The 12,017-nt window shown below is 63.0% G+C and carries 9 protein-coding genes; 6 read left to right on the top strand and 3 right to left on the bottom strand.

Translation table 11 applies throughout. The annotated features are described in order from the left end of the window. The first annotated feature begins 273 nt into the window (after window positions 1-273). The 3 genes from AC0L3P_RS18850 to mtnA all read left to right on the top strand — a co-directional run bounded on the left by AC0L3P_RS18850 (window position 274) and on the right by mtnA (window position 2,673). A complete protein-coding gene (locus tag AC0L3P_RS18850) occupies window positions 274-546 on the top strand; it encodes a phosphopantetheine-binding protein (protein ID WP_354063760.1) in 273 nt (90 codons plus the stop codon). A 123-nt stretch (window positions 547-669) separates the two neighbouring features. Further along, window positions 670-1,545, top strand: a complete 876-nt coding sequence (locus AC0L3P_RS18845; protein WP_473303858.1) for an S-methyl-5'-thioadenosine phosphorylase — start codon at window positions 670-672, stop codon at window positions 1,543-1,545. Window positions 1,546-1,563: 18 nt separating this feature from the next. Then, window positions 1,564-2,673, top strand: a complete 1,110-nt coding sequence (mtnA, locus tag AC0L3P_RS18840) for an S-methyl-5-thioribose-1-phosphate isomerase (RefSeq protein ID WP_275168558.1) — start codon at window positions 1,564-1,566, stop codon at window positions 2,671-2,673. Window positions 2,674-2,793: 120 nt separating this feature from the next. Here mtnA and AC0L3P_RS18835 read toward each other — a convergent pair whose 3' ends face one another. Next, complete coding sequence (locus AC0L3P_RS18835; protein WP_354063766.1) at window positions 2,794-3,429, bottom strand: HAD-IA family hydrolase; 636 nt, start codon at window positions 3,427-3,429, stop codon at window positions 2,794-2,796. Window positions 3,430-3,540: 111 nt separating this feature from the next. Here AC0L3P_RS18835 and AC0L3P_RS18830 point away from each other — a divergent pair, with 111 nt between their 5' ends. Together AC0L3P_RS18830 and AC0L3P_RS18825 are read left to right on the top strand one after the other, a co-directional pair. Continuing rightward, window positions 3,541-4,299 (top strand): S1 family peptidase, encoded by a 759-nt coding sequence (locus AC0L3P_RS18830; protein WP_275168555.1) that lies wholly within the window; start codon window positions 3,541-3,543, stop codon window positions 4,297-4,299. A gap of 125 nt (window positions 4,300-4,424) precedes the next feature. Then, complete coding sequence (locus tag AC0L3P_RS18825) at window positions 4,425-5,927, top strand: flavin-containing monooxygenase (protein WP_275168554.1); 1,503 nt, start codon at window positions 4,425-4,427, stop codon at window positions 5,925-5,927. Between the two features lie 185 nt (window positions 5,928-6,112). On the opposite strand, the gene AC0L3P_RS18820 is transcribed toward AC0L3P_RS18825, so the two are convergent. Continuing rightward, window positions 6,113-7,042: a response regulator gene (locus tag AC0L3P_RS18820; protein ID WP_275168553.1), complete on the bottom strand. Its 930-nt coding sequence runs from the start codon at window positions 7,040-7,042 to the stop codon at window positions 6,113-6,115. Further along, window positions 7,026-10,397: a hybrid sensor histidine kinase/response regulator gene (locus AC0L3P_RS18815; RefSeq protein WP_473303851.1), complete on the bottom strand. Its 3,372-nt coding sequence runs from the start codon at window positions 10,395-10,397 to the stop codon at window positions 7,026-7,028. Before AC0L3P_RS18815 ends, AC0L3P_RS18820 begins: the two co-directional genes overlap by 17 nt. Before the next feature lie 173 nt (window positions 10,398-10,570). Here AC0L3P_RS18815 and urtA point away from each other — a divergent pair, with 173 nt between their 5' ends. Beyond that, window positions 10,571-11,830, top strand: coding sequence for an urea ABC transporter substrate-binding protein (urtA, locus tag AC0L3P_RS18810; RefSeq protein ID WP_007615926.1), 1,260 nt, complete (start codon window positions 10,571-10,573; stop codon window positions 11,828-11,830). Window positions 11,831-12,017 lie beyond the last annotated feature (187 nt).

Here is a 12,017-nt window from a genome sequence, read left to right as displayed (position 1 = left end):
TGAGATGAGGCTACGGATTTAATTCAAATTCGTCGATGAAATAGAGGGTAAACAAAGCCCAATTCCGAACGAACAGTTAAGTTCGGGTTGTTTGCATCGTCCGGATTCCCGCGATCGCATTAGGGATATGTAAGAAGCCAGAAATCCAGAAAATCTGAGTCATCGTTTACTAAGAAACGCGAAGTAATGGTGGTGTCCATTGCGGGATCGGCCTGCCGTGCCCATCGTAGCCGGCAACCGGTCCGACCTTTGTCGACAGATGGGAATTTACCGATGCAGGCTTTCGATACCGAATTGCGCAATCGCATCATCAAGCTGGTGAAGGGCATCCTCGCCCAGAACGCGCTCTCCGCCGACGTCACGCCGCAGGCTAAGCTCGTCGACGTCGGCCTCACCTCGATGGACATGGTCAATCTGATGCTCGGTGTCGAAGCCGAGTTCGACTTCACGATTCCCCAGGCCGAGATCACACCGGAGAACTTCCAGTCCGTCGAGACGCTGGAGCGCATGGTCTCGGCTCAGCTGCAGTCGGCGGCCGCGGCTTAGTCAGGCGCGCTGGCGCGCGTCCTCCTGACAGCACTTCCCGCCCCATCACCCGTTCCAAAACCCACATAAAACTGGCATAGCTTCTCCACGGAATCGCGAAGGCGCGAACGGGGTGGAGCAAGCATGACGCAGGCGGTATTGGGCATCATCGGCGGTTCCGGCATCTACGATCTGCCGGGGCTGGAGGATGCTCGCGAAGAGGTGATCAACAGCCCCTGGGGTGAGCCGTCGGCGCCCCTGCGGCGCGGCTCCATTGCCGGCCTGCCGATCGTGTTCCTGCCGCGCCACGACAAGGGCCACCGGCTCTCGCCCTCCGACATCAATTATCGCGCCAATATCGACGTCCTCAAGCGCGCCGGCGTCACCGACCTGATCTCGCTGTCGGCCTGTGGCTCGTTCAGGGAGGAGCTGCCGCCGGGAACCTTCGTTCTCGTCGACCAGTTCGTCGATCGCACCCACAAGCGCGAGAGCTCGTTTTTCGGGAGGGGATGCGTCGCGCATGTGTCGATGGCGCACCCGGTCTCACCGCGGCTGCGCATCCATCTCGCCACGGCGGCCGAAGCCGAGGGCATCGCGTTTGCGCGCGGCGGCACCTATGTCTGCATGGAGGGACCGCAATTCTCGACCTATGCGGAAAGCACGACCTACAAGACGCTGGGCTATTCCGTGATCGGCATGACCAACATGCCCGAAGCGAAGCTCGCGCGTGAGGCCGAACTTTGCTACGCCACCGTTGCGATGGTGACGGATTTCGATTGCTGGCATCCCGATCACGACGCCGTCACCGTGCAGGACATCATCCGCGTTCTGAGCTCGAATGCCGACAAGGCAAAAGCGCTGGTGGCGCGGCTGGCGAAAGACTTCCCGCGCGAGCATGAGCCGTGCCCGATCGGCTCGGACCGCGCGCTCGATACCGCGCTGATCACCGCGCCCGAGGCGCGCGATCCCGAGCTCTTGAAGAAGCTCGATGCGGTGGCCGGGCGCATCCTGCGCACGTGATACGAAAGGCAGAATGCCATGAAGGTCGACGGCAAGCATTTTCGCAGCATCTGGCGTGAGCGCGACGGCTGGTCGGTCGGAGCGATCGACCAGCGCCGGCTGCCGCATGAGTTCATTGTTGCGAAGCTGACCTCATGCGAGGACGCGGCCCTCGCCATCCGCGACATGCTGGTGCGCGGTGCGCCGCTGATCGGCGCGACCGCAGCTTACGGCATGGCGCTCGCGATGCGCGAGGACGCCTCCGACGCCGGCCTGAAGCGTGCCTACGACACGCTCGTAGTGGCGCGGCCGACCGCGATCAATCTGAAATGGGCGCTGGACGAGATGCGCGCGAGCCTCGCGCCGATCGATCCGCTGGAGCGCGCCGAAGCTGCCTATGCGCGCGCCGACGAGATCGTCGAGCAGGACGTCGAGATCAACCGTGGCATCGCCGGCAACGGCCTGAAACTCATCGAGGCGATCGTCGCAAAGAAGAAGCCGGGCGAGACCGTCAATTTGCTGACCCATTGCAATGCCGGATGGCTCGCGACCGTCGACTGGGGCACGGCGACGGCGCCAATCTATCTCGCGCATGAGCGCGGCATCAAGATCCATGTCTGGGTCGACGAGACGCGTCCGCGCAACCAGGGCGCCTCGCTCACGGCCTGGGAGCTCGGCCATCACGGCGTGGCGCATACCGTGATTCCCGACAACACCGGCGGGCATCTGATGCAGCACGGCATGGTCGATCTCGCCATCGTCGGCACCGATCGCGTTGCCGCCAACGGCGACGTCTGCAACAAGATCGGTACATATTTGAAGGCTCTGGCCGCGCATGATAACGGCGTGCCGTTCTATGTCGCGCTGCCGTCGCCGACGATCGATTTCGCCGTCGATGACGGCATCCGCGACATCCCGATCGAGCAGCGCAGCGGCACGGAAGTCACCGATATGACCGGCCGCACCGCGGACGGAAGACTTGAGACGGTGCGCATCGTGCCGGAGGGCTCGCCGGTCGCGAACTATGCCTTCGACGTCACCCCGGCGCGGCTCGTCACCGGCCTCATCACTGAGCGCGGCGTATTGAAGCCCGATCGTGCGTCGCTGGCTGCGGCGTTTCCCGAGCGGATCGCTGCAGCCGCGGAGTAGGTCTGGTTCGGCGACATCTCGCCACAGTCGTCGTTGCGAGCGTAGCGAAGCAATCCAGAGTCTTTCCGCGGCGGCAGTCTGTATTGCTTCGCTGCGCGCGCAATGACGGAGAAAGAGGCTCTAGCTCAGCTTCAATCCCGTTGCTGCCTCGAGCTCGGCGATCGCCTGGGCGCCGCTGGTCACCTTGATCGTCGTCATGCCCATCTCGCGTGCCGGCTTCAGATTGACGCCGAGATCGTCGAGATAGACGCAATTCTTCGGATCAACCTTCAGCGTCTCGACCATCAGCTGATAGATGCGCGGGTCGGGCTTGCGCAGGCCGATCTTGGCGGACTCAATGACATGGTCGAACAGCACCATCACCTCGGCGACATAGAGTGAACGCCCGGTCATGCTGCCGATCGCATTGGCCGGCAGATTGTTGGTAATACAGCCGGTCTTGAATTGCGCCTTGATGCGCTTCAGCGCTTCGACCATCTCGGGGCGCAGATCGCCCTGGAGCAACGGCAGCACATCGCGGCCGCGCACCTCCGCGCCGAGCGCCAGCGACTCCGTCGCGAACAAATGATCGAACGTGTCGATATCGACCTCGGCGCGCTCGAACTTGGCCCAGGCATTTTCCAGATGATTGGCGGCGTTGGTGCGCCGGATGATGTCGATGGGCAGGCCACGCTCTGTCTCGAACCGCGTGAACGCTTCGAACGGCGAACTCGTCAGCACGCCACCAAAATCAAAGATCACAGCCTCGATCGTCAAGATCCCGCCCTCGTCTGTTCCTTTCCAAGAGCGCTAGCATGCGCTATCGGCAAGGGCCAGTCCGAAGCAATCCCACCGCCGTCAACGATGCCGACACCGAAGCGTGTTCCCATGAAAAAGCTCGTAACCCTCATTACATCCGCGCTGCTGCTCGCCACGCCCGCCTATGCCATCGTTGGTGGCGGCACGCCGCAGGCCGATGGTGTCGCGCGCGCCGTCGTCACCATCGTCGGCTCCCGCGGCAATTTCTGTACCGGCACCCTGGTTGCGCCAAAGCTTGTGCTCACCGTTGCCCACTGCGTGCAGCCAGGCGCGGACTACAAGATCGTCGATCGCGGCACCGACGGGCAGCCGCAATTGCTGAACGTCCGCACCGTCGCGATCCATCCGAATTTCAACATGCAGGCAATGCAGGCGCATCGCGCTACCGCCGACTTGGCGCTGCTGCAACTGGAAATTCCACTCAAGGGAAAATCGACGGTGCCGGTCGGGACGCCGAATATACCGATCCAGGTCGGCAGCCGCTTCGTCATCGCCGGTATCGGCGTCACAGTGCGTGGCGACGGCAAGAGTGGCGGCGCGACGCGTGTTGCCGGCCTCGTCGCGACGGGGCAGCCCGGCACGCTCCAGATCCGGCTGGTCGACCCCGTAACCAACGGTGTTCGCGACGGAATTGGCGCCTGCACCGGTGATTCCGGCGGTCCCGTGTTCGAGGACAAGGCGACCGGATCCGTGCTCGTCGGCGTCATCAGTTGGTCCACGGGGCCGAACGGAGCCGCCGGCTGCGGCGGGCTGACCGGTGTCACGCCGCTCACGCTCTATCGCGACTGGATCTTGCAGACCGCGCGGAGCTGGGGTGCGGCGCTGTGATTTGACCGCGTCCTGATCTATGTCATCTTGAAGCGGAAGCGCGATGGGCAACCACGTCCGTCGCGGAGGAAACGCGCCGCCCAATCAAGGGCGGCCACAAAAACAAGCAAGGCATAGAAGCAACAATGAATGTCGCTGTTCGCAGTCACGCCACGGCCAAACAGGCTTCTGAACATTTCGACGTGCTGATCGTCGGCGCCGGTATCTCGGGCATCGGTAGCGCCTATCACATGACCAGGCAGCTTCCGGATGCGAGCTTCGTCATCCTGGAAACGCAGGCGACGTTCGGCGGCACGTGGACCACGCATCGCTATCCCGGCATCCGCTCCGACAGCGATCTCCACACCTTCGGTTATAGCTTCAAGCCCTGGGTCGGGCCGCCGATCGCGACCGCCGACGAAATCCTCGCCTATATGAACGAGGTGATCGATGAAAACGATATCGCGCGACATATCCGCTACAAGCACAAGATCAATTCCGCGAGCTGGTCGAGCGAGCAGAACCTCTGGACCATCGAGGCGGTGACGACCGACACTGGCGAGCCAAAGACCTTCACCGCGAATTTTCTCTGGATGTGCCAGGGCTATTACCGCCATTCGGAAGGCTATACGCCGGAATGGAAGGGTACGGATCGCTTCAAGGGCCGCATCGTTCATCCGCAGACCTGGCCTGATGATATCGACCTCGCGAACAAGAAGGTCGTCGTGATCGGCTCCGGCGCGACGGCGGCGACGCTGGTGCCGAACATCGCCGACAAATGCGCGCATGTCACGATGCTGCAGCGTTCGCCGACCTATTTCCGTCTCGGGCGCAACGCCATCGAGATCGCGGAGGAGCTGCGCCGGCTGCAGGTCGACGAGGCCTGGATCCACGAGATAGTCCGCCGCAAGATCCTGTTCGAGCAGGACGCCTTCACGAAACTCTGCATCTCCAAGCCCGAGCAGGTGAAGAAGGAGCTGATCGGCCAGATCAGCGCGGTGCTCGGTCCGGAGTACGATGTCGACACCCATTTTACTCCGAGCTATCGGCCGTGGCGGCAGCGCATCGCCTTCGTGCCCGATGCCGATCTGTTCAAGGGCATCGCAAGTGGCAAGGCGTCCGTCGTCACCGACGAGATCGAGTGTTTCGTCGAGAACGGCATCCAGCTCAAATCCGGCAAGCTGCTCGAAGCCGACATCATCGTCACCGCAACCGGATTCAATCTCGCGGCGCTCGGCGACATCGCCTTCGAGGTCGACGGCAAGCCGCTCGACTTCGGCGACACCGTCACCTATCGCGGCATGATGTTCACGGGCGTGCCGAACATGGTCTGGGTGTTCGGCTATTTCCGCGCCAGCTGGACGCTGCGCGTCGACCTCGTCGCCGACTTCGTCTGCCGCCTGCTCGGTCACATGAAGGCCAAAGGCAAGAAGAAGGTCGAGGTCAAGTTACGCGCCGAAGACCACAACATGCCGATCCTGCCCTGGATCGATCCGGAAAACTTCAACCCCGGCTACATGATGCGCAACATGGACCTGCTGCCCAAGCGCGGGGACAAGCCGGAATGGCAGCACAGCCAGGATTACTGGACCGAAAAGGACGAGATCCCGAAGACGGATCTGGATGGCGGGGAGTTTGTGTACGGGTGAGGAGAGGCAGGTGTCGCTACAAGCTTCTCCGTCGTCCTGGCGAAAGCCAGGACCCATTACCCCAGGGAGAAGTTGCGGCGCGAGCTTGTCATAAAGAATCGTCGCCAAACCACGTACTGTGGTAATGGGTCCTGGATCGGCGCTCCGCTTCGCTGCGCTTGTCCAGGACGACGGCGGTGGAGGCGTCAGGAATTCCTTCTTGTCGCATTCGTTGCAATCGCCGCCGCCGCAGTCCGGTTCTCGACCCCGAGCTTGGAGTAGATCTGCTCGAGATGCTTGTCGACCGTGCGCGGGCTCAAGCCCAAAATCTGCGCGATGTCGCGGTTGGTCTTGCCCTTGCTGAGCCAGGCCAGCACCTCGCCTTCGCGGGTGGTGAGGCCGAGCTCGCTGGTGAATTCGGGTGGCGGCGCGGTGCCGGACTCCCTGGACAGCCGAAGCAGAAACTCGTTCGGCGCGGTCTCGCCCATGTAGTACAGCCGGAGCTGAGGATTGTCGGGCAGGGAAGCCGCCTGAGATTTCGAGCTGCCCTTGCCCTTGGCCTGCTCCAGCCATTGCAGCAATGATACTGGCAGGACGAAGTCGTCGTCGGCCTGCGCGCCGTGGTGGTCCGTCAGCAGCTTCTGCGCCTGCGGGGTCGCCCACAACAATTTGCCCTGGCGGTTGACCGCGAACAGGAATCGGCCGGAGACGTCAAGCGCGGCGCGTGCGCTTTGCGTCAGCCGCGCATTGCCGAGATGAACGCGGATGCGCGCCAGCATCTCCTCGATCACGATCGGCTTGGTCACGTAGTCGACGCCGCCGGCCTCCAGCCCGCGCACGATGTGCTCGGTCTCGGCGAGCCCCGTCATGAATATCACCGGGACATTGGCAAGGCCCGCATCGCGCTTGAGGCGGCGGCAGGTCTCGAACCCGTCCATGCCAGGCATCACCGCGTCGAGCAGCACGATGTCAGGCGTGATCTGGTCGACGATGCGCATTGCGGCCGCGCCGTCGAGCGCCACCATTACCGTCATCCCGGCGCTGTCGAGCGCGTCGGTGAGCAGCCGCAGCGTCTCCGGGGAGTCGTCGACAACGAGCGCGACGTCGCGCTTTTTCGACTCAGTGCTCATACGCATGCAACGTCTTCAATGTGGCCATGTACTGGTCGAGATCGAAGCGGTCGATCAGCGACCGCATTTCCGCGACGAAGTCGGCATGTTCGGGGTGCTCACTGCCGATCTCGTCCAGCTTCAACTGGATAGCCTTGACGTAGCCGATCTGACCGAGCCCGATCAGCGCCTCGATGTGTCGTACAGGCGGCCGCGAGCCGCTCTCCGGCCGCCATAGCGGCACGGCGATCTCGTCCGAGCCGTATTGCCATTCGATCTTGAGAAGCTGGCGGATGCCTTCCAAAAGCCTGGGAATGTCGATCGGCTTCATCAGATAGCCGTCGTGGAAAGGCTGCGCCAGCGGTGCGCCGTGGGCCTCGAGCGCGCTGGCGGACACCATCAGGATGCGCGCCTGATGGTGGCCGTTCGCGCGCAACGTCTCTGCGACCGTCCAGCCATCCATACCAGGCATGGAGATATCGAGCAAAAACAGATCGGGCCGGCAGTGCTGGGCCAGCGCCAGGCAGCCAGGTCCGTCCGGCGCGCTGAGCAGGATGAAGCCGAGTGGTGTCAACACCTCGCGCAGGAGGCCGCGATGCACGGGATCGTCGTCGGTAATGAGGATGGTCTTGCGCGTGCCGTGATAGCCGGAGATCGGGGCCTCCACCGGCGCAATGCGCTGCGGATTGGTGACTTCCGAGAGCAGCATCTTGACCTTGAACGTGCTGCCGCTGCCGACCGTGCTCGAGACCTTGATGTCGCCGCCCATGACGCCGGCGAGCAGCCGGCTGATGGTCAGGCCCAGCCCGGTCCCGGTCTGCGGCTGCGAGACACCGAGCGCGCCGCGTTCGAAAGGTGCGAAGATGCGTTCGAGATCGTCGCCCTGGATGCCGGGGCCGGTGTCGATCACCTCGAACTCGGCGACCGGGCTGCGATAGTGCACCACGAACTGCACACTGCCGGCCTGGGTGAACTTGATCGCGTTGGACAGCAGATTGATCAGCACCTGGCGCAGCCGCTTCTCGTCGGCATAGACCACGACCGGCAAATGCGCCGGCCGCCTGAACACGAAGTCGATGCTCTTGGCCGCGGCTTGAAGGCGGAACATGCCGACGAGCTGGTCGAGGAATTCGCTCAGGCGCACCTCGTCGCGCGACAGGTACAGCCGCCCCGCCTCGATCTTGGAGATGTCCAGAATGCCGTCGATCAGGCCGGAGAGGTGATCGGCACTGCGGCGGACGACGCGGACCTGGTCGCGCGGCTTGGTGCTGAGCGTCGTGTCCTGCTCCAGGAGTTGGGCATAGCCGCTGATCGCATTGAGCGGCGAGCGCAGCTCGTGGCTCAGGCCCACCACGTAGCGGCTCTTGGCGAGGTTGGCGGATTCGGCGATTTCTTTGGCGCGCTGGAGCTCGGCGTCGGTGCGCTTGTGCGCGTCGATCTCCTGGATCAGCAGCGTGGTCTGGCGCCGGGTCTCGGCCTCAGCGGCCCGTCGGCTCTGCTGCGCCAGCACGAACAGCCAGGCCACCACGCCGATGATGATGCTGAGTGAGAAGAACACCTTCCAGAGCACGTTGGAGACGAGCATGTTCTCGCCAGGCACGCTGACCGAGGTCTGGAGGTAGATCAGCCCCAACACCAGCGCGACGAGGCCAGCCGAGACCATGAACACACCGATGTAGTGACCGAACTGCGAATTGATCCGCTGATAGATCGGCTGCGGCAAGATCCTGGCGAGCGCGTCGGCGAATTGCACCTGCGCGCGCGCATGCGGTTTGCATAGGTCATGGCAGCGCGCGTCGAGCGAGCAGCATAGCGAGCAGATCGGGCCGGCATAGGCAGGACAGGAAGTCATGTCCTCCGGCTCGAAATGGTGCTCGCAGATGCAGCACTGGATCGATTCGATATTGGCCCAGCTCCTCTTCGGCTTGCGCGCGATGTAGTATTTTCCGTCGGTGAGCCAGGCGATGACGGGTGCGGTGACGAAGGCGACCGTCAGCGCGACAAAGGCCGCGAGCGCTTTCATGGTCGAGCCGAACAGGCCGTAGAATGCCGCGATCGAGACGATGGTCGCGATCGTCATCGCGCCGACGCCGACCGGATTGATGTCGTAGAGATGGGCGCGCTTGAACTCCATCTGCGGCGGGCGCAGGCCGAGCGGCTTGTTGACCACGAGATCGGACACCAGCGCGCCGACCCAGGCGATCGCGACATTGGAATAGAGCGCCAGCGTCTGCTCCAGCGCCTTGTAGACGCCGATTTCCATCAGCAGCAGCGCCACCATCACGTTGAACACCAGCCAGACGACCCGGCCGGGGTGGCTATGCGTCAGACGCGAGAAGAAGTTCGACCAGGCGATTGAGCCTGCATAGGCGTTGGTGACGTTGATCTTGAGCTGCGACAGGATCACGAACGCGCCGGTGAGTGCCAAGGCCATGTCCGGTTGCGACAGCACGTAGCGAAACGCTTCGAGATACATGTGCGCAGGCTCGGCGGCCAGCTCGCTGGAGAGACCGTGGCTCAGCGCGAAGAAGGCGAGAAACGAGCCCAATAGCAGTTTCAGCGCGCCGAAGATGATCCAGCCGGGGCCCGCGATCAGCAGGGCGGTCCACCACGACGTTCGCGAGGTGCGGCGGTCGCGCGGCAGGAACCTGAGGAAGTCGACCTGTTCGCCGATCTGGGCCACCAGCGAAAACACCACGGAGGATGCGACACCGAACAGCAGCAGATCGAAATGTCCGCTGGGGTCGCCGTGCTCGCCGGCGAATTTGCGCCATTCCGTGAACGAGTAAGGATTGGCCCAGGCGATCGCGGCAAAGGGCAGGATGTGCAGGATGATCCAGATCGGCTGCGTCCAAAGCTGGAAGCGGCTGATCAGCGTGATGCCGTAGGTGACAAGCGGGATGATCGCGACCGCGCTGATGAGGTAGCCGATCGGGCGGGGAATGCCGAAGCACATCTCAAGCGCCGTGGCCAGGATCACCGCCTCGATCGCGAAGAAGATGAAGGTGAAGGAGGCGTAGATCAGCGAGGTGACGGTCGAGCCGATATAGCCGAAGCCGGCGCCGCGGGTGAGCAGGTCAATGTCGATGCCGCATTTGGCGGCATAATAGGCAATCGGAACGCCGCAGCAGAAGATGATGGTGGAGACGACGAGGATCGCTGCGGTGGCGTTTGTGACGCCGTAGTTCAGGGTGATTGTGCCGCCGATCGCCTCCAGCGCCAGAAAGGAGATGGCGCCGAGTGCAGTGTTGGCTACGCGAGCGGCGGACCAACGGCGCGCGCTCTTGGCGGTGAAGCGCAGCGCGTAGTCTTCCAGCGTCTGGTTGGCGACCCATTGGTTGTACTGGCGCCTGACGCGATCTATTCGCTGCCGCCCTGCCACTTAAGCCCCACTCCCACTCCCGAACTTACCGGACCCCTCGCAAAACCCGTACCAAAAGCCTACGTCGTCATTTTGCGGTGCAGTATACGCGATCTTGCGTATGCTTGCAGTGCACAAATTCGAGCCATCCTCACGGCACCAATCGCGTGTCCTCGAACAACAGTGGGGTGCTCATGTCAGACGAAGCGAACAAGGGCCTGTTATCGCCGCTCCGGCGCAAATTATTGATGGGAATGGCGGCCGTCCCGGCCATCACCATGCTGCCGCGAGCATCCTTTGCGCAGGCCCCGGCGACCTCGGCGGTCAATACCACGGGCCTCGCGGTCACCGACACCGAGGTGACGGTCGGCATCCTGCATTCGGCGACCGGCACCATGGCCATCTCCGAGACCGGCTCGATTGAAGCCGAAAAGCTCGCCATCGAGCAGATCAATGCCATGGGCGGCGTGCTCGGGCGCAAGATCAAGTTCATCCAGGAGGACGGCGCCAGCGATTGGCCGACCTTTGCCGAGAAGGCCAAGAAGCTGCTGGTCAACGACAAGGTCGCGGCGATCATGGGCTGCTGGACCTCGGCGTCCCGCAAGGCCGTGCTGCCCGTCATGGAGCAGTACAACGGCATGCTCTATTACCCGACCTTCTATGAGGGTCTCGAGCAGTCGAAGAACGTGATCTACACCGGCCAGGAAGCCACTCAGCAGATCCTCGCCGGCCTGAATTGGATCGCCAAGGAGAAGGGCGCGAAGTCGTTCTTCTTCATCGGGTCCGACTACATCTGGCCGCGCACCTCGAACAAGATCGCGCGCAAGCACGTCGAGAACGTGCTGAAGGGCAAGGTCGTCGGCGAAGAATATTATCCGCTCGGCAATACGCAGTTCAATTCGGTCATCAACAAGATCAAGCTGACCAAGCCCGACGTGATCTTCACCGACGTCGTCGGCGGCTCGAACGTCGCATTCTACAAGCAGCTCAAGGCGGCCGGCATCGACCTCTCCAAGCAGGCGCTGCTGACGATCTCGGTGACCGAAGACGAAATCGACGGCATCGGCGGCGAGAACATCGCGGGCGCCTATGCCTGCATGAAGTACTTCCAGTCGCTCGACAATCCGAACAACAAGAGCTTCGTCCCGGCGTTCAAGAAGATGTGGGGCGAGAAAACCGTGATCGGAGACGTCACCCAGGCTGCCTATCTTGGCCCGTGGCTGTGGAAGTTGACGGTGGAGAAGGCGGGCTCCTTCGACATCGACAAGATCGCGGCGGCGTCGCCGGGCATCGAGTTCAAGGGCGCTCCGGAAGGCTATGTGCGCATCCACGAAAATCATCACCTCTGGTCGAAGACCCGGGTGGGACGCGCCAAGCTCGATGGCCAGTTCGAACTGATCTACGAGACCGCCGATCTGGTCGAGCCGGATCCGTTCCCCAAGGGCTACCAGTAAGACTGGGGTTACCAGTAAGACGCGGCGCCTGCCGCGGCTTCCCTCGAGATCAAGCGTCTCCCTGGCGTGGATCGCAAGTCCCACGCCCAAGACCCCCGCCGGGCGGCCCCCCGCCCCGCCCCGGGCCCCAAACCCCCCCGGGGGGGCCCAAAATTTTGCGGCAAAACCGCAGGGGGGGCTGGGGGCG

It is taken from the genome of Bradyrhizobium sp. WSM4874, assembly GCF_055811835.1.
This window is presented reverse-complemented; position numbering and strand designations above follow the sequence as displayed.